This is a genomic window from Paenibacillus sp. W2I17 (genome assembly GCF_030815985.1).
Lineage (GTDB): Bacteria > Bacillota > Bacilli > Paenibacillales > Paenibacillaceae > Paenibacillus.
In genome coordinates this window covers 4252496-4271037 of record NZ_JAUSXM010000001.1, presented here as the reverse complement: position 1 = coordinate 4271037, position 18542 = coordinate 4252496, and the positions used below count along the sequence as shown (strand labels likewise).

At 44.3% G+C, this 18542-nt stretch carries 21 protein-coding genes; 13 read left to right on the top strand and 8 right to left on the bottom strand.

Annotation, left to right across the window (positions count from 1 at the left end):
* Positions 1-127: 127 nt before the first annotated feature.
* The gene (locus tag QF041_RS19130; RefSeq protein ID WP_307415338.1) at positions 128-967 is read right to left on the bottom strand and encodes a DUF4261 domain-containing protein; all 840 of its coding nucleotides are present in this window, start codon (positions 965-967) and stop codon (positions 128-130) included.
* A 75-nt stretch (positions 968-1042) separates the two neighbouring features.
* A complete protein-coding gene (locus QF041_RS19125; RefSeq protein ID WP_036608019.1) occupies positions 1043-1399 on the bottom strand; it encodes a DUF1304 domain-containing protein in 357 nt (118 codons plus the stop codon).
* A 266-nt stretch (positions 1400-1665) separates the two neighbouring features.
* Here QF041_RS19125 and QF041_RS19120 point away from each other — a divergent pair, with 266 nt between their 5' ends.
* Positions 1666-2199, top strand: coding sequence for an MOSC domain-containing protein (locus QF041_RS19120; RefSeq protein WP_307415337.1), 534 nt, complete (start codon positions 1666-1668; stop codon positions 2197-2199).
* 16 nt (positions 2200-2215) lie between these two features.
* Here QF041_RS19120 and QF041_RS19115 read toward each other — a convergent pair whose 3' ends face one another.
* Both QF041_RS19115 and QF041_RS19110 read right to left on the bottom strand, forming a co-directional pair.
* Entirely contained in the window at positions 2216-3055 is an 840-nt protein-coding gene (locus QF041_RS19115) for a helix-turn-helix transcriptional regulator (RefSeq protein ID WP_307415336.1), read from the bottom strand.
* Between the two features lie 28 nt (positions 3056-3083).
* Positions 3084-3821 (bottom strand): WecB/TagA/CpsF family glycosyltransferase, encoded by a 738-nt coding sequence (locus QF041_RS19110; RefSeq protein ID WP_307415335.1) that lies wholly within the window; start codon positions 3819-3821, stop codon positions 3084-3086.
* A 257-nt stretch (positions 3822-4078) separates the two neighbouring features.
* Between QF041_RS19110 and QF041_RS19105 the strand changes: the two genes are divergently transcribed.
* Positions 4079-4528, top strand: coding sequence for an SRPBCC family protein (locus tag QF041_RS19105; protein ID WP_017691129.1), 450 nt, complete (start codon positions 4079-4081; stop codon positions 4526-4528).
* Positions 4529-4704: 176 nt separating this feature from the next.
* Positions 4705-6234 (top strand): methyl-accepting chemotaxis protein, encoded by a 1530-nt coding sequence (locus tag QF041_RS19100; protein ID WP_307415334.1) that lies wholly within the window; start codon positions 4705-4707, stop codon positions 6232-6234.
* 142 nt (positions 6235-6376) lie between these two features.
* On the opposite strand, the gene pyk is transcribed toward QF041_RS19100, so the two are convergent.
* A complete protein-coding gene (gene pyk, locus QF041_RS19095) occupies positions 6377-7792 on the bottom strand; it encodes a pyruvate kinase (RefSeq protein WP_036607968.1) in 1416 nt (471 codons plus the stop codon).
* A 112-nt stretch (positions 7793-7904) separates the two neighbouring features.
* Between pyk and QF041_RS19090 the strand changes: the two genes are divergently transcribed.
* On the top strand, positions 7905-8684 hold the full coding sequence (locus QF041_RS19090; protein ID WP_307415333.1) for a helix-turn-helix transcriptional regulator: 780 nt from the start codon (positions 7905-7907) through the stop codon (positions 8682-8684).
* 136 nt (positions 8685-8820) lie between these two features.
* On the opposite strand, the gene QF041_RS19085 is transcribed toward QF041_RS19090, so the two are convergent.
* On the bottom strand, positions 8821-9492 hold the full coding sequence (locus QF041_RS19085; protein WP_076329982.1) for a phosphatase PAP2 family protein: 672 nt from the start codon (positions 9490-9492) through the stop codon (positions 8821-8823).
* Positions 9493-9797: 305 nt separating this feature from the next.
* On the opposite strand from QF041_RS19085, the gene QF041_RS19080 reads away from it, so the two are divergent.
* From QF041_RS19080 to QF041_RS19065, 4 genes are all read left to right on the top strand, one after another.
* A complete protein-coding gene (locus QF041_RS19080; RefSeq protein ID WP_307415332.1) occupies positions 9798-10586 on the top strand; it encodes a CPBP family intramembrane glutamic endopeptidase in 789 nt (262 codons plus the stop codon).
* A 140-nt stretch (positions 10587-10726) separates the two neighbouring features.
* Positions 10727-10963 carry a DUF6953 family protein gene (locus QF041_RS19075; protein WP_036607962.1) on the top strand — a complete coding sequence of 79 codons (237 nt, stop codon included), beginning with the start codon at positions 10727-10729 and terminating at the stop codon, positions 10961-10963.
* A gap of 395 nt (positions 10964-11358) precedes the next feature.
* Positions 11359-11559, top strand: a complete 201-nt coding sequence (locus QF041_RS19070) for a cold-shock protein (protein WP_024633772.1) — start codon at positions 11359-11361, stop codon at positions 11557-11559.
* Positions 11560-11747: 188 nt separating this feature from the next.
* Positions 11748-11975, top strand: coding sequence for a cold-shock protein (locus QF041_RS19065; RefSeq protein ID WP_017691121.1), 228 nt, complete (start codon positions 11748-11750; stop codon positions 11973-11975).
* A gap of 246 nt (positions 11976-12221) precedes the next feature.
* Here the strand turns inward: QF041_RS19065 and QF041_RS19060 are convergent, their stop codons facing one another.
* Positions 12222-12569, bottom strand: a complete 348-nt coding sequence (locus QF041_RS19060; protein ID WP_307415331.1) for a hypothetical protein — start codon at positions 12567-12569, stop codon at positions 12222-12224.
* A gap of 165 nt (positions 12570-12734) precedes the next feature.
* On the opposite strand from QF041_RS19060, the gene QF041_RS19055 reads away from it, so the two are divergent.
* The gene (locus QF041_RS19055) at positions 12735-13469 is read left to right on the top strand and encodes a class I SAM-dependent methyltransferase (RefSeq protein ID WP_307415330.1); all 735 of its coding nucleotides are present in this window, start codon (positions 12735-12737) and stop codon (positions 13467-13469) included.
* Positions 13470-13527: 58 nt separating this feature from the next.
* On the opposite strand, the gene QF041_RS19050 is transcribed toward QF041_RS19055, so the two are convergent.
* On the bottom strand, positions 13528-14172 hold the full coding sequence (locus QF041_RS19050) for a GntR family transcriptional regulator (protein WP_307415329.1): 645 nt from the start codon (positions 14170-14172) through the stop codon (positions 13528-13530).
* Between the two features lie 322 nt (positions 14173-14494).
* Here QF041_RS19050 and QF041_RS19045 point away from each other — a divergent pair, with 322 nt between their 5' ends.
* The 4 genes from QF041_RS19045 to rocF all read left to right on the top strand — a co-directional run bounded on the left by QF041_RS19045 (position 14495) and on the right by rocF (position 18313).
* Positions 14495-15316: a transporter substrate-binding domain-containing protein gene (locus QF041_RS19045; RefSeq protein WP_307415328.1), complete on the top strand. Its 822-nt coding sequence runs from the start codon at positions 14495-14497 to the stop codon at positions 15314-15316.
* 23 nt (positions 15317-15339) lie between these two features.
* Positions 15340-15996 (top strand): amino acid ABC transporter permease, encoded by a 657-nt coding sequence (locus QF041_RS19040; protein WP_307415327.1) that lies wholly within the window; start codon positions 15340-15342, stop codon positions 15994-15996.
* A 141-nt stretch (positions 15997-16137) separates the two neighbouring features.
* Positions 16138-17358, top strand: coding sequence for an ornithine--oxo-acid transaminase (locus QF041_RS19035; protein WP_307415326.1), 1221 nt, complete (start codon positions 16138-16140; stop codon positions 17356-17358).
* A complete protein-coding gene (gene rocF / locus QF041_RS19030; protein ID WP_307415325.1) occupies positions 17348-18313 on the top strand; it encodes an arginase in 966 nt (321 codons plus the stop codon). The genes QF041_RS19035 and rocF overlap by 11 nt, the downstream gene beginning before the upstream one ends.
* Positions 18314-18542 lie beyond the last annotated feature (229 nt).

Genomic DNA, 18542 nt, shown 5'->3' with positions numbered 1-18542 from the left:
AGTTAAATTCAGGGATTGTTATCATATCGTCATTGGGAGGAAGGTTAAATAGCTAAAAGCCGCCCAGAGTATGAACTCCAGACGGCTTCTACAACGGTGACACGATAAAGTAAAAATCCTACGTAAGTTAGAAGCCAATCTTCAAACTGTTACCTTCCGTTGCTACACCTTTGGAAAGGGAAATGCTCAGCTTTTGTTCTGCCGAGAAACCAAGTGTTTCCCCATCATGCAGTGTGACGTCGTTTTCAACCACATACGTTGTAGTCATGAACATCATCTCAAATACATCGCTTAAGGATTCAGACGATTGCATAATCTCCATCTCTTCTTTACCAAAGTTACGTAGTCCGTAAGTGTAAGCTGAAGCGCCTTCGGCATTTTGGAATAGTCCGATGAAAATCCAGAGCGAGACTGGCAACTCATCATGTTTGATCCCACGGCTGGTTTCGAGATATTGACTGGCTTCAACGACAAGCGGAGCCATGTATATGGCCAGCGCGTGATCCAACTGTAATAAGGCACTTGCTGTTTGAGTGAACAGAACATGTCCATCAATAGCATTTGTTGCGTTCAGAACAGAGACAATAATCTGAGACTGGTGCCGTGAGGTAACTTGCTCCGCTTCTCGCCAAAGGATGTTGAGTTTGGCATTCTCCTCAACTTCACGGTCGGGTACAGGCGCGGCAATGTGGGCACATACCACCTGCATTCCATTCACTTCGAAAAAGAGATTGCCCTCCTCCGGGCGTTCTTCATTCTCGATATCCCATTCGTTCTTCATGTTCCTGATGAAGAGGTCAAAATCACAATCGTCACGCTCCAGCAGGACAAAACCCACGATGGTTTCACTGTAATTCGTCGATTCGACAGCACCACCTGCAGGTACTTTCTCCTTTTTGCGCCGCCGAAGCTTGTCAAACAATCCCATGACATGTTCTCCTTCCAATTCCAGAACGATTCTGGTCATTGTACACTGCTATCTATTCACTACCTTACCATAAAGGAGTTAACATGAATCGAAGCATGCACCATTCGACAGAAATTACAGGAACAGAACTAGCAACAACGCAATGATCGCAGGCAAACCTTGTTTGATAATGATCGACCGTGAAGAAGTTGCTCCTCCATAAAGAGCCGCAATAATCACACACGCCAGGAAGAAAATCTGAATATGCTGTCCAACGGCAGCATCCGGATATACGAGTCCCCAGATCAGACCTGCCGCAAGGAATCCATTGTAAAGACCTTGATTGGCCGCGAGAGATTTGGTGGATTTGGCGAATTCCGGCGTGAGATTAAAGGTTTTCATTGTGCGTGGACGAGTCCACATAAACATCTCCATCACCATGATATAGAAGTGTTCGACAGCTACAAGAGCTACAAAAATGATACTAATCAAAGGAAACACCTTGCTTTCTGATATGTAATTTATTTACTTGTCCATCCTAGTATAAATGTTTGCAACAAGAACGGAAAGAGCAAATTTAATTTGTAACAATTTAATTGCGTATTATTAAAATTATTTATCGTTTTCCAGTTGAGTTATGATGTTGAACTTAAAAAATGGATACAAAGGTAAGCATACGCCGATTGTCGACAATCCATTCATTGGGTAATAATGAACAATAAAGAAGTAATATTGCTCAGGAAAGGGAGGAGATTATTATGGGAACAGTTCAATTCGTCATGATGGCTGATGATCCATCCACATTTGTGACCCGAGTTGTACCTTTTATCGACATTGAGCTTGCAGGAATTCCGGGTGACCGTCATTATGGTCTGCTTCGTCCGGCGGACTCACGTCAGAAAATCTACAAGCGTGGCACACCGATTGCGAATCGCCGCCAGATCAGTATTGTTTCTGAGGAAGAATGTACTCTTATTGCTGAGAAAATGAACATTCCTGAAGTGCGTCCAGAGTGGCTTGGTGCCAATATACTGGTCCGTGGCATTGATCGATTGACGGAACTGCCTGCTGGAACGCGGCTCCTATTTCCAAACGGGACAGGGTTAATATGCGAAGGGGAGAACCTTCCCTGTGTACATCCGGGGAAAATGATTGAGCAATTCTACGAACAGGACGGTTTGCGCAAAAAATTCGTGCCTGCGGCGCGCAAAAAACGTGGGATTGTGTGCTCGGTTGAACGGGAGGGTGTAATCCATACGGGGGATACCATAGAAGTCATTCACCTGTCCTGATTTTCAGGACAGGTTTCTAATTGATCAGCCCTCGGCGCTCACCATGCGGATGTCTAGAGTGTAAGTACTCCTCTGGTGTACTGCCAATAATGGACTTGAAATCTCGGATGAAATGGGATTGATCATGATATCCAAGCTCCTGAGATAGCTTAATCAGGTCACAGTGAAGACCGCGGTCCATCCATTCTGCAGCATTTTGCAGACGATACAACTTGATTACCGTCTTGGGTCCGATGCCCACATACTGATTGAACAGGCGTTGAAGCTTTCGGGTATGCATATTCCAATAAGAAGACAGATCATCCACTCTCAGCATCTCTCGGTTCTGTTCAATCTGTTGCACAATATCATTAACCATTCTCGCTTGAGCATCTTCAGCAGGAAGGTGTGCACACAATAGCTGGTCGATGTAACTGGTTTTATCCGCATCATCCCCCGCCCCAAGAAGCCGATCTTCCAAGGACTCCGCTGTGACGTCAAGAATATTGGATACATTCATCGGTTGTCCGTACAATGAAGAGACAGGAACCCGAAGGAAGGGATAAAACCCTCCTGGGTTGAACTTCACGCCAAATACACGACCTTTCCCGCTCACAAGATAGGAGAATTTACGTCCCGATGGTCCGAAGAAAAACGTATTGTTCCGTTCCACAATCAGATTGACACAAGGGTTAGGCACGACATGTTGGGGATACGGTTCAAGTCCAGTCAGATCCCACGATACGATCCAGTAATGTTTAACAAAAGGCCGAAGTGCTTCGGAAGGAGCATGGCGTGTCAGTTGATATTTATGGTCACCTTCATTCAGATTCAACAGGCCCATACTTGGTCTGTCTCCTTGTTCTACCTGTTTCATCCGAATCATCCCTCCTGCTCATCTCACATTATTTAGGTTCTCTGAACAACAATGCCCGCACAGCAAAACGGGGTAAAATGAGTTGCCTGCGCCATCTCGAAGGTTGACTGAGGAGGCGATAGAGCCATTCCAGGTTAAGCTTCTGCCATATCGCAGGGGCACGTTTGGTTTTGCCAGCCACGATATCGAGACTGCCTCCAACACCTATGGCTACACGAGCGTTCAACTGGTGACGATACTTGTTAATCCAGTGTTCCGCATGGGGTGCGCCAAGAGCCACGATAAGAAAGTCTGGTTGAGCAGTACAAATTTTTTCCACAATCTGTTGTTCCTCATCTACCTGGAAATAACCATGGTGTCTGCCTTTTACAACAACTCCCGGATAACGTTGCGCAATAACTTTCACGGCCTGTTCACTTACGATTTCCTCTGCTCCCAGCATGTAGAATGACCAGTGTTTTTGATCGCCTTCCTCTAATAAACGAAACAGCAGATCACAACCCGTTACCCGTTCAGTTAATTGTCCGCCCCGAAAACGGGATACCATCACAATGCCAGCACCGTCAGCCGTGACCAACCCGGCTTGATCGACGACTTTGCGAAGAGAGGCATTCTTTTGACAGGACATAACAATCTCGGGGTTACCTGTAATGACATGGAACAGTTCATTGCTTTCCTGATCTACAACTTCACCAAGGATTGCAACCGTTTGATTCATCGTTACATTGGGAAAAGGGATACCCATAATATTTGTTGATTGGCTCATATCTCATTTCCTTTCTAAATTAGTCGCATTACCTTGAACAGTCCTGTTATTTCATTCCAGTTTAGTATATCTGATCTTCTGGGAAAGCACTATATGGGCGCAATCCGTTTGGATCATGGTATAACATTCCCGAAAACATAAAGAGCTTATATTTTACCTGTTGTCGCGTTTTTACAATACGGCCTTTGGGGTATAACGATAGGATAGGAGTGCGAGCTTGGCAGATCGCGTATCCAATACATAAAGGGAGTGAGTCCATGGAACTGAAATATGAATTCTATATCAATGCAGGACTGGAGGAGGTATGGAATGCTCTAATATCACCAGACGGCACACGGAACAGCTTTTTCGGCAGCGAACTTCGTACCAATTTCCAACCAGGCCAGCCGTTTGCTTATGTAGGGCCAGGTAATGATGGTGCAGAGACTGTCCATGTGTATGGAGATATATTAGAATTTGAACCGTTATCCAGACTTAGTTATCAGGAGCATCCTGGACCGTCGTACCATGCGAATCATGCCGAGCTTCAATCCAGAGTGGTCTTCCAGTTGGAAACTGTAGGTGAGTGTACGAAGCTGACGCTGATCAATGATCAATTTACAGATAACCATCCTTCCATTGCGAATGCACAGAGTAGCTGGTGGATGATTCTAAGCAGCATCAAAACTTGGGTGGAGACGGGGAAAACACTGAATTTTGGCTGGTAGCTGGTAAGAGGCAGTCATTTAAGATTTATTTCCATAAAAATAAAGGCAATTAATATAAGAACCAGTGCTGATTCAGCGCTGGTTCTTGTTTTTATACAAAATTAAGACCATTGCTCTACACTTAATGTCTGATAATGTCGAAATATATATCATATGAGCTAAGAGGAGAAATGAGCATGTTTCGTAAACGTACTGACTCGACCAAACACCTTCGTATAGATGCGCATCAGAATTTACTGGAGTATAGTCGTAAACTGGTAGCAAACGCAGAAAAGGGCGACTATGACGCATGGATCGAAGATGGCATTGAGTTTCAGGATACCGATGAAATAGCTAGTAATATCAAAAAAGCAGTACATATGATGAAAGCACAAAACGAAGCCGTGGAAATGCGCCTTAGAATGCTGAATCAGGCGATGAATGTGGGATTATGGGAATCTGAAATTGTTGCTGGTGATCCACTGGATAACAATAATATCGTCGCATTTTCGAATGAATTCCGCCAAATGTTAGGATTCCATAATGCCAAGGATTATCCCGATTCATTTGCAAGCTGGGCGAAATCGATATATCCGGATGACAGACCCCACCTGGTGCAGGAGATTATGAAACATGTGAATGACACAAAAGCAACAACTGCCTATAACGTCATCAGCCGTATGATTACAAAAAGTGGAGAAATTCGCTGGTTCCGATGCCTTGGACAAGTCATCCGAAATCAGGCTGGAGTTCCAGTCAAACTTCTGGGCATCATGTTTGATATTCATGAGGAGAAGAGCAAGTCTGATGAGTTAGAAGCACTCGTCACCCGATATGATCTGGTTAACCGCGCCTTGGTGGAGGCACCGTGGGATATGACCGTTGTGGCTGGAGATGTGGTTAATCCAAATAACGAATTTTGGTGGTCACCCCAGTTCCGTAAAGAATTAGGGTTTAAAGACGAGCAGGATTTCCCGAATGTGTTCAGCAGCTGGAGCAGCCGACTTCATCCGGAAGACCATGATCGGACGATCAACGAATTTGCCAGACATATGAACGATTACAGTGGTCGTACACCGTACGATCTGGATTATCGTTTGCAGCGCAAAGACGGGGAGTATCGGTGGTATCACGCGGGTGGGGAGACCATTAGGGATCAGGATGGAGTACCACTCCGTGTAGCTGGAACCATTCGAGATGTCACCCATGAGAAGAATAAGGAACAGATCGTGGAAGCCATGAATCTCAAAACAAAACAATTGTCGGAGTCCATTGGCGAGATGGTACGTGGAATCAACTCGATTACAGATCAGGCACAGGATCTGGTTACTGCTCAGGAGTTATCTGCCGATGCAGCTATTCAAGTGAAAAGCAGTGCAGATGATACGAAGAATATCACCGTGTTTATTCGAGAGATAGCCAGTCAGACCAATCTGCTGGGGTTGAATGCAGCAATTGAAGCTGCACGAGCGGGAGAGCTGGGACTGGGATTTGGCGTCGTTGCAGGTGAAGTGCGGAAATTGGCTGATCACAGTTCGGAGGCCACAGTAAATATCGAAGATAGCATGCAGAAGATGAAAACATTAATTGATCAGATTCTTGAGCACATTGGTAATATGTCCACGTTAACGCAAAATCAGGCTGCCCTGACACAGCAGGTAAATGCTTCAATGGATGAGATCAACACCATGTCACAGGATCTGGTTGATTACTCGCGGAATCTATAATTTGTAATTCATTTGTTGTAACATCAGAATCATTAGCACACATCATCAACAAAAAATCCACCGGGATGCATTTCTGCTCTCGGTGGATTTTTTGTATTTTGATATACAGCTAAGATGTATAGCTTCAGTTTCAGCTATTGAATTAGACTTGTTGAACTTTGATCAGGTTTGTATTACCGGATTGACCGATTGGAACACCAGCGGACAACACAATGATGTCACCTTTTTCAATGTAACCTGTTTTGATTGCGTTACGCGTAGCCGATTCGAACATTTCATCCGTTGTTGTTACTTTGTCGCCCATAACCGGAATGACACCTGAGAGCAGGCAGATTTTCGCCAATACTTCTTCATGTTGTGTAACTGCGATGATTGGTGCTTTTGGACGATACTTGGAGATCATACGTGCTGTGAATCCACTCTCAGTCGAAGTGATGATTGCTTTTGCATTCAGTACGAGGGAAGAACTTACAGCGCCCTGACTGATAACTTCAGTAATATCAGCGATCTGTTGAGCCGATTTTTGTGCGAATTGCTCTTTGTAATCGATCATTGTTTCGGCACGGCGAGCAACAGCAGCCATCGTGCGCACGGATTGTACCGGATATTTACCAGCAGCTGATTCACCGGACAACATCACAACGTCAGCACCTTGAAGTACAGCATTGGCCACGTCACTAACTTCGGAACGAGTAGGGCGTGGGTTCACTTGCATGGACTCCAGCATGTGTGTAGCTACGATAACTGGTTTACCCGCGCGGTTACATTTATCGATCATTTCTTTTTGCATCATTGGTACGTCTTCGATTGGCACCTCAACACCGAGATCTCCACGAGCTACCATGATGCCGTCAGATGCTTCAATAATATCGTCCAGGTTGGTCATACCTTCCTGGTTTTCGATTTTGGAGATAATCTGAACGTGGTCTACACCGCGTTCTTTCAAAATGCTGCGGATTTCACGGATGTCATCGCCTTTACGAACAAAGGATGCTGCGATAATTTCGATATCGTTTTCGATCCCAAATCCGATGTGCATAACGTCACGCTCGGTTACACCTGGCAATGTCGTTTTGATTCCTGGCAAGTTAACCCCTTTGCGTGGTTTCAGAATGCCGCCACTGATGATTTTACAATGGATATCGGATCCTTCCACAGACAGTACAGTCAGATCCACAAGGCCATCATCGATGAGGATACGATCGCCAGGTTTCACAACGAGGTTCAGTTCTGGATAGTTTACCGAGATACGCTCAGCGTCACCGAGAATTTCTTCAGTAGTCAGGATCAGCTCTTTACCAGCTTGCAGATGGCATGATGCTTCTTTCAGTTTACCGATACGTACTTCCGGCCCTTTGATGTCCATCATGATCGGTATATAGGTGTTCAGTTCGGAAGCTGCTTTGCGGATATTGTTAATCCGTGTAACGTGATCTTCCAGTTCGCCATGAGCCATGTTCAGACGGGCAACGGTCATACCTTCCTGAATCATTACTTTTAACAATTCGATTGAGTCACAAGCAGGTCCCATGGTACAAATAATTTTTGTTTTTAACATGCTAATTTCCTCCTCATATTTAAGCTTATATGTGTATTGTAGCGTTTTCTGTCGAATCAGGGTATGAACTATAGTACAATGATTAGAGTATAGTCCGATAATGAGGTGTGTTATGGTCACTCCACTTGAAGTACGACATATTAATGGTGTCGGTTGGTACGAAGAAGCTGTGCAATCTCAAGAAACTTGGCGGCTTAGCTTGGTTACTTATGGAAAATGTGTATATTGGGTGAACGGTGATAAACAGATCATGGAAAAGGGGGAATTGCTCCTCATTCCAGGTGGTACCCCATATTACGGCAAGAGTATTCCTACAGTAACGCACACACAGATTGTAATTCAACTGCAACGCGACCATACGGAAACTCTGCCTGCACTGGAACGGTATGAGGCTTTGCGGCATAAACCTGGATGTTATGAGCTGATCCATCAACGCATGAGCGCTATTTATCAACAATGGCAGGAGCGTCCGTCTTATTATGTCATGATGAGCCAAGCCTTATTGATGGAAGTGTTGATTTATATGAACAGGGAGCTTGATCGTGGAGTTATCCCGCCGGAGAGGCATAATCATGTTGAACGGATGAAGCGATATATTGAGCGGCATTATCGGGAGAAAGTGACGAAGGAAGAACTCGGGGACGAGATTAATAAAACTCCCAATTATGCTGCCGCATTATTCAAAAGCATGACAAATCAGACCATCAGTCAATATGTCCATGATCAACGGATGAAACGAGCCATATATCTGCTCACCGAGTCACAACTCTCCATCCAGGAAATTGCCGAATTTCTCGGCTACCGGGATCTGTCTTATTTTTACCGCATATTCAAACGTATAACCGGAAGTCCACCGTCTGACCTTCTTCATGAACGTCCACCTATAGTATGAAACGCGTATTCCAACCCAAATAAAGTTCTTCTATATAAGTAGGTTTAATTAAATGAGTACAAAAAAAGAGGGCCTATGCCCTCTTTTTTGCTGTATAGCAGGATCATCATCCCGCCTGTTACATCTATAAATGTCGTTATACATGACTGCTTGGGTTAGAAGCTGTGAGTGGCTGCTTGCCTTTTTTTCGTGCCTGCCCAAGACGAAGAGCAAAGACATGTACAGTCCAATACGCGGCCTCAGCAAACAAAATGCCTCCGGCGATGTCCAGCAAGGAGTGCTGTTTTACAAACACCGTTGAAGCAATAATCAACCACAGCCATACCGACCAAGAAATCCTTGCCAAAGGCTTAAAGTTCAAGTGTCTGTTGATCACAATAAACAGCAAGTAGCTGGTCAGAACGTGAACACTTGGGAAACAGTTGAATGGCGCATCATTTGTATAGATAAACTGTACTAACACGCTGCTCAGATCAGTTCCGCCGATCTCCGGGCGCGGGACATGGGTAGGGAACACCGCAAAACAGACATTGGCAGCCATGACACCAACATTATAGGTAATCAACGTACGCCAGAATAGCGACTTGTTCGTCAGACCCAAATAGAGAAATCCAAGATACAGAATGGGCATCCAGCTAATGTACGGATAAATAAATTCTTTGAGAAAAGGAATCTGTGTGTCAATCCAAGCATAATTGTAGAATACATCACTTCCGGTGTTGCTGCCTAGAAATACGTAAATGGAGCCTTGGAGCGGTATGCACAGAATAGCCAGTAAATGCCCCCAGCGCTGAAAGAATGCTTTCATAGTATCCCCCTGATTTCATTATGCATTGTGAAACTATCGTTAATGGGTACTTCATAGATATATGACGCTGAAGAGTCGTGACACCCCTGCAGCTTTGAACTCTTGTAATACTATAATGGACAGATAAAGGTATAAGCCATACCTGATTTTAGGGGAAAAGAAGTCAGGATAAGTCTCTTTTTTGTTACTTTTATAGTTTTATCCATAATAGGAATATTCAATAGACGGATGATGTGATACAACTATATTGGTATATAAGTTCTTATGACAACGGAAAACATAAATGAAACGAGGTGAGCAAATGTATGATTAATTCGCAATCCAAGCCAAAACATTCCTTTTCCGAGCGCAAACCTGTGCTCACCGTTGTGATTATTGAGCTGCTTCTCCTGTTAGCCGTATTTGCTGCAGGGGCCATTGCAACGATAAAGCAATTTGACTACACTTCCCCTGTACTCATTTCCTTTACACCCATCGCCATTGTTCTGATGATCTATCTGACGTTAAGGGGCAAGTGGGGAGAGACTGGATTCCGATCTTTGCGAAGTATCCCAGCTGGCCACGCAAAGTATTATATTCCACTACTCCTTGTACTGGGTACAATTGCCCTGAAAGGATTTGGGGAGTTGAGCTTGTCACGGACAGCCTTTTTCATCTTTTTTACCTTGCTCGTAGCTTTTGTTGAGGAAACGATCTATCGTGGGCTTATTTTCAAGACCTTGCTTCAAAAAAGTGCAGTGGCCGCAGTTGTGACCTCCAGCATCTTGTTTTCGATTACACATCTGCTGAACGCATTGTCTGGTCAGGATATGACGGATACGATCATACAATTGATCTATGCGCTGCTCCTGGGAGTTGTACTGGCGTTTTTGATGCTGAAGAACGGAAATATCGTACCGCTTATATTGTTTCATTTCATACATAATCTGATTCAATTTCTAGGGAATGATCTGGAGGACACAGGTACACTTCCTTATGATCTGTTTATACTGGCAATACTGATTGCTTACTGTGCATGGTTAGTGTGGAGCATTCGAACAAATTCGTCCATTCCATCCAAAGGGAGTGAGCAAGCCAATACGGTTGTTCATTAAGGGTATTCTTGGAAGTAGTTATCATACAGTTTCCCGTCAGCAGTTGGATCATGGTATACTTCAGTCTGGCGGGAAGACAGATATGTTCATGATACGAGGTCTGCCTATCCGTACATTAGGTTTAGACAGTAGGTGATATAGTGGAGAAGACAGCACAAGGTGTAGCAGAATGGATGGTACAGGAGATTAAATTCACAGGAACACTTCATCAGGAAGCTGCCATAGAATATGTGAAGACCCATTTTGGTGAAGAGTTTGTTTTTGTGAACGAAAACGGCAATACATCATTGTCCAAGGAAGTGAAGAAGGCTTTCCGAAAGCTTCATCGTGGGCAGATCGCCTGGGATCGGGATGCATTTATGTGGGCATGGACATAGTGTGTTATACTGGAGTAAGATGATTCATTGGTTGTGTTGGATATGCATGTCAGAATATTATATAAAAAATGTATAAGATGGATTAGATCTGCATATCCTTTCATAAGACCGTACACAAGTGATCAGTCACATAAGCTTGATAAACCCTGGCCCCACGCGTGTTAATAACATGTATTTCCAAAGCTGTTTGAAAAGAAAATACAAAGATTTGCTTTTTGGCTGAAATGGAGTTATAATAAAAACAAGTTGTAGAGAGTGGAAAACCTAATTCATATATTGTAAAGGGCGATCACTTATAGGTTTATGACTGGTACCTTTTTCAATGTGTGAATTTTTATTTGCTTGCTGCAAAGAACAAAGGAACATGTTAATCTTTATTTGGAGGTGTAATTCACATGCAAAACGGAACAGTAAAATGGTTCAACGCTGATAAAGGCTTCGGTTTCATCGAAGTTGAAGGCGGAGAAGATGTATTCGTACACTTCAGCGCTATTACAGGCGAAGGCTTCAAAACGCTGGACGAAGGTCAACGCGTGCAATTTAAAATTGTACAAGGAAACCGTGGTCCTCAAGCAGAAGAAGTTGTAAAACTGTAATTAAAGCATAGCTGCCTTTAACATGTTATAATGGTAAAGGCAGCTTCTTTTTTTTGATCAGTTATATAAAAGTCGGCCCATTAGTTGTCGAGGCAGGAGTTCGGTGGGACGTGAAACTTCCGCTAAGTGTAGGCTTCTGTGAAATAACGTCGGTTAGATGTTTTTCCATAACAAAGGGGGTAGAAGTCATGTATAATCGCAAAAAACCGTTGGAAGAGATTCCACAAGCTGATGCGGCAATCTGGGAATGTACGAGTGATACGTGCAAAGGATGGATGCGGGACAATTTTGCGTTTGATAACGTACCTACTTGTCCGATATGTGCTTCTGAGATGGTCAGCACGACTAGGATGCTACCATTGCTTGAGAATTCGAATAGTAATCTTAAAACGATGCCTAAAGGAAATCGGATTTAACATAGCTTACCCGCCTCTAACGAGGTGTTTTTTTTTAAGATCAAATAGACACCCTGTGCGAAGGTAAGGGTATTAAATATGAAGTTCCCGGCATTCGTTTTAGCGAATGCCTTTTTTTGTATCATTTTTTAACAGAAAATATAGTGTGATTGACGTGAAATCGTATGAAAAAGATAAAGACCCCTTTTGCTGTAAGCAAAAAGGGTCTTTATTATGACTACAATTTTACCACGATCAGATTGGAATTTAGATGAACAGGAATGGCAGCAGAAACAATGTTGCTACCAGAGCCAGATCGATTCCCGCTCCATAGCCGTAACCCCCACCGTATCCTCCGTAACCATATGGACCATAGGCCGAAGATTTAACTTTCTTTTTTGCAACAGCGTTTTTCTTGCTGCTTCTTACCAGTTGCTGTTTGGATTTGACTGAACACAACCGTGGTCCCTCGAAACATCCGTTCAAATAAACTTTGCCATCACGACATTGACTAAGCGTACCATACATATGCTTACCGTCGTTCATAACGAGACAAACGGAACGTCCAACGTGCGGAGAAACCGTTTCTTCACATACCGGATTAATTCTGTACATGCAAAATCCTCCTCATTAGATGCGGTTGCCGCTTGAATTCAACGGTTTGTATATCATAGTAAAAAGAAGAGCAATTGGTATGGACGAGTACCCGGAAAATCGAATAGGGAGGAGCCGTTTTTGAATCTGCTCCATACACTGGGAGGAGTGAGGAGGGGATGTCGCGTGGATTATCATGACATGCTGGCTCGGTTAGGGGAGGGAAGTGCCCATCCTGGAGGATTTTTGGCAACACTGAAGTTGCTGGATAACTTATCTCTGCCTGTGGGTAGTCATATTCTTGAGATAGGGTGCGGCACTGGGAGGACTGCATGTTATCTAGCTAAAAATGGATATCAAGTAACGGCGATTGATCTTCATCGCAATATGCTGGATAAGGCAGTTCGGAGAGCGAGACGAGAGCGGGTGGATGTTCGATTTGTTCAGGCTGATGTAGCATCGTTACCTTTTCCGGAAAATCATTTTGATGTGGTATTCGTGGAGTCGGTCACGATCTTCACTCCATGGCGGAGTGCACTTGCTCAGTATAGAAGGGTGTTGAAGCCCGGTGGACTTTTGGTGGATCGGGAGATGGTTCTATCAGGCCAGAAGACCGAATTGATGTGTCGCAGGTTAAAGCAATTTTACGGTATACGAACCCTGGTAACGGCCACAGCATGGAGAAAACGCCTCAAACAGTGTGGTTTCACCAAGGTAGATGTCAAAGAACATTCGCGATCCATGGGAAAGTGGGGCGTTGATCATGATCCGCATCGCGAGATCGATATGAATTGGTTTGAGGATGAACGTATGCAGCGAATGAGTCAAACCAATGATCGTTTGCTCGCGAAATACGGCAAAAAGTTGGGATATGCTGTTTTTGCGGCTAGGGCACCGTTGGAGGTCAAAAAGGAAAAATAGGAAAAAGACAACTCACACAATCGTGTGGGTTGCCTTTAGTTTGTTTTGACAGAACGTACTACAACATATCGTTGTCGATAATCCGCCAGTGGTGTTTGAGCAAGGCTTCCAGTTGGTTCTTATCTTTGGCTCGAAAAGCACTTAAAATTTGCCGGTGCTCTTCATTAACTTCGAGCAGTACCTCAGATAGCTTTGGTTTATTATCACTAACATACGACTGCCGGATGAAACTGTTCTTCAATGTGTTTAACATCTCAATGACTGTGGCGTTACCACATCGCTGAATGTACAGATTATGGAACTGATATTGGTTTTTGTTGTAGGCAGTAAGATCAAGTTGGCTGATATCTTCGTCCATTCGGACAACCAGAGTTTCCATCTCCATAAGTTCAGATGGTCTGAGATGATCTGCTGCAAGTGTGGCAGCAAGTGCCTCCAGCACACCGATCGCTTGGGAGAACTCCAGTTTTTTGCCTGCATCAAAAGGAGTGACAATAAATCCCCTGCGTGGGATGTATTGCAGCAGATTGTCCGAAGCCAGCTGAAAAAGTGCCTCCCGGGTAGGTGTGCGACTGATGTCCAGCTTTTTGCATATTTCGGCCTCGTTGATCTTCTGGTTGGGAAGTAACGTCCCGTCCTGAATCTTTTGGGCAATGTAATCGTATACGTGATCTTTCAAGGACCGGTATTTGGGTACCTCCATACCGAATCCTCCTTTCTATGTATAGTGAATAAATAGATGGGTGTGAGGCCGTACTGTACGCGCCGTTCAGGAGTTTCAAGTTTTTATCATCTTAACACCGAGGGGGAAGTTGGGCAAGCAAACTTCATGTTTCAGGCGATGTAAATGCTGTGTCATATATAGTACATTTTATGGAATTAAAGCGTATAAATGTTTAAATAATCATTGTGATAAACCGGATTGTTTGTTAGTATAACTTACATATAAGTCCATATATTGTCTTATGTATATTGTATACAAATCATTATGTTTCTCATTCAAAAAAAGAATAGGGGTATGATGTGTGAAAAAAGTGCTGTTGCCAATGATGCTGTTGTTAGTGGTTGTGATCATGTCCGCTTGCGGGCAGGAAAAAACGACAGGAACCGGATCGGAGCCAGATTCATCCTCGGGAAAGAGCTCGACAGAAAAGGAAGTAATTGTACTTGGAACCAGTGCAGACTATGCACCCTATGAATTTCATAAGAAAATCGATGGTAAAGATACCATTGTAGGTTTTGACATCGAGATTGCCAAAGCAATTGCGGCTGATCTGGGAGCCGAGCTGAAGATTGAGGACATGGACTTTGATGGCCTTCTTATGGCCCTCGGTACAGATAAGGTTGATTTTGTAATATCAGGCTTAACCCCTACCGAAGAACGAAAGAAGAATGTTGATTTTACGGATATCTACTATTATGCAGAGCAGGCTGTACTTGTTAGAGAAGGTGAAGATGCGGCATTGAAGTCCATAGATGATCTATCAGGCAAGCAGGTTGGTGTACAAAAGAGTTCCATTCAGGAAGGGATTGCTCAGGAAATAGAGGGAGCAAAGCTCACTTCTCTGGCCAAAATACCTGAACTGATTCTGGAATTGCAGACGGGGCGTGTAGACGCACTCATCCTGGAGAAGCCGGTGGCTGAACAGTATGTGAAGAACCAAGAGGGGATTGTTGTTGCAGGTGTGGAGATTGAACAGGCTGAAGACGAGGGTGGTTCGGCCATCGCGGTGAAGAAAGGCAATCAGAAGCTGCTGGATCAGATCAACACTACATTGGAAAAGCTCAAAACAAACGGAGATATTGAACGGTTCGTCGTTGAAGCGAATGAGATGCTCGGCGAATAAACCGGACGAGTGAGGGATATGCCGTGAATTTAGATTTTTCCTTTCTATTAGAACATTGGCAGGATTATGCACGAAGTGCGTGGGTCACGCTTGAACTTTCCTTCTTCGGTGTATTGTTTGGTACGTTACTTGGTGTGATCATGGCATTAATGCGAATATCCCGAATATGGCCATTTAAATTTGTGGCTTCGGCGTATATTGAACTCATTCGAGGAACACCAATGCTGGTACAGATTCTTATTATTCATTATGGTCTGACGGTTGTAGGTGTGAACTTGCCGGCATTTATGTCGGGGGTGGTAGCTCTGACGATGAATAGCTCGGCTTATATGGCAGAGGTGTTCAGGGCCGGGATTCAGGCGATTGATAAAGGACAGACCGAGGCTTCGCGCTCCCTTGGTATGACACATGGTATGACACTTCGCTATATTATACTGCCGCAGGCTTTTCGTAACATGCTTCCAGCTATCGGCAATGAATTCATTATTATCATTAAAGATTCTTCGCTTGTCTCCATGATCGGCATAGCCGAGATTATATACACGGCCAGAACGATTCAGGGTGTTACGTTCCAGCCGCTTGCTCCGCTGCTTGTTGCCGCCGGCCTCTATTTTATAATCACATTTACACTGGCTAATTTACTCTCGTGGTTGGAACGTAGACTGTCTACTTCTCGCTAACTATTGATAAAGGATTGGATTCGAGAAAGGCTTGGAGTAGGCTGGAGTGGAAAAAGAGAGATGTAGTCGTAAATGGGGATGGCATCGCATACATTGTTATTGTATTTTGTATACAATATTTTGGAAAGGTGTTGGGTGTGTATGTCAGATTCCAAAATGTTAATTGATTGGTCGGAGCGTTATGCTGCACCTAATTATCATCCACTCCCTATTGTTATTGAACAGGCGGAAGGGGTATGGGTGGAAGACCCTGAAGGCTGCCGTTATATGGATATGTTAAGTGCATACTCTGCATTGAATCATGGTCACAGACATCCTGTGATCATACAAGCGCTCAAGGATCAGGCAGATCAGGTTACGCTGACATCTCGGGCATTCCACAGCAGCTCAGCTTCTCTTTTTTATCAGAAACTCTCACAATTCACGGGGAAATCGAAGATTCTCGCCATGAATACAGGAGCGGAAGCGGTAGAGACTGCGGTGAAGGCGGTACGTAGATGGGCCTATCGTTGCAAAGGTGTACCGGAGAATCAAGCCGAAATCATCGTATGCTCTGGTAACTTTCACGGAAGAACTCTGACGGTTACATCCTTTTCTTCTTCAGCGGAGTATAAAAAAGATTTTGGACCGTTCACACCTGGATTCCGGATTATTCCCTATGGAGATATAGAAGCGCTGAAAAAGGCCATTACGCCAAATACGGCTGGTTTTCTTGTAGAGCCTATTCAGGGCGAAGCTGGAATCGTTATCCCGCCTGCTGGATATTTGGCTGAAGCTTTTGCTCTGTGTAAGAGCCAGCAGGTTTTGACTGTATCTGATGAGATCCAGACCGGATTTGGAAGAACAGGTCGCCGTTTTGCCTCCGACTGGGAAGGTGTTGAACCAGACATCTGGATTATGGGCAAAGCGCTGGGGGGAGGAGTCATGCCCATCTCGGCTATCGCTGCTGATGCGGAGATACTTGATTTGTTTGAGCCGGGGTCTCATGGTTCTACGTTTGGGGGTAACCCACTCGCTTGCGCCGTGGCTATAGCAGCTCTGAAAGTTCTTGAAGATGAGAAGCTTGCCGAGCGATCGGAGCGTCTGGGGAACTATTTTATGAAAAGACTTCGAGATATTCGTAGTTCAGCCATACGGGATATTCGGGGGAAAGGCTTATTTATAGGTGTTGAATTGCATGAGCCAGCCCGTCCTTATTGTGAGCGGTTGATGTCTACTGGACTGCTGTGTAAAGAAACCCATGAGACAACCATTCGATTTGCTCCACCACTGACGATTAAAGAGTCCGAGATTGATTGGGCACTGGAGAGAATTGAGCAGGTATTGATCAACAATGAGGGAGCTGACCTACATGAAAAATGATGATGATGTCCATGGTGGAATAAAAGATACTTCTATTGATACAAGTCAAACATCTGTGCGACGTAATATTGCTATCATTAAGGTTCCTTTTGGACTCGGTGGAGCAAGAGGTGGAGCAGAGTTGGGGCCGGATGAATTGATTACAGCTGGACTGAAGCGGGAGATTGCGAGTCTTGGGCTAGTGCTTTCCAAAGAAGTGCGGGTAGATTGTCCTTCTGAACCCGCTGCCCCTATTGAGCGAAATCGTGTAAAACACTTAAATGAGGTACGTCAGGTCAGTGAGAAGGTGTGTAGTGAAGTATCATGTGCAGTAGAGGAGGGAGCTTTTCCACTTGTACTTGGGGGAGATCATAGTGTAGCAATTGGTACTTTTGCCGGGCTAACAGCGCACTATTCGAATTTGGGTGTGATCTGGTTTGATGCGCATGCAGACTTGAATACGGAAGAACGCAGCTTGACCGGTAATATGCATGGGATGAGTGTGGCTGCATCCTTGGGGCATACTGCATTCAATCTGTCACACATTGCTGGAGCAGGCGCGTTTATTGATCCGTCCAACTTGGTCTATATTGGTCTGCGTGATCTGGATGAGTATGAGAGAGAGCAGATTAAGGGACTGGGAATCCGAGCATTTACGATGCATGATATTGACCGGATGGGAATACAGCAAGTTATTGAGCAGGCAATAGCTATAGCTGGAAAAGGGACAGATGGTATTCATGTCAGCTTTGACCTGGATTGTCTGGATCCACGTGAAGCTCCAGGTGTAGGCACACCAGTACCGGGTGGTTTGAATTACCGAGAAGCACATTATGCATTGGAGATGCTTGCTTCCACAAATCAAGTTACGTCCATGGAACTGGTTGAGGTGAATCCGTTGTTGGATCGCAATAGACACACGGCACGACTTGGTGTGGAACTGATTGCTTCGTTACTTGGTAAGCGCATATTGTAAGCACTGAGAAGTGAAGCGGAGTGTGTAAGCTGTGCCTGAGAAGTGTACTTTATTTATTATAGAAGGAAAGAAAAATGTGATCTCTGAAAACCGGGGCTAGTACACAATCAATTGTTCACTGCAATCGTAGTGGAAGTGGCTTCCCTGGTTATGTTTAATGGATAAGTATATTAGAAGTGCCGTAATGAGGATGCTGAGAGTTATTTCTATAGTACAGGAGCGTCAGATT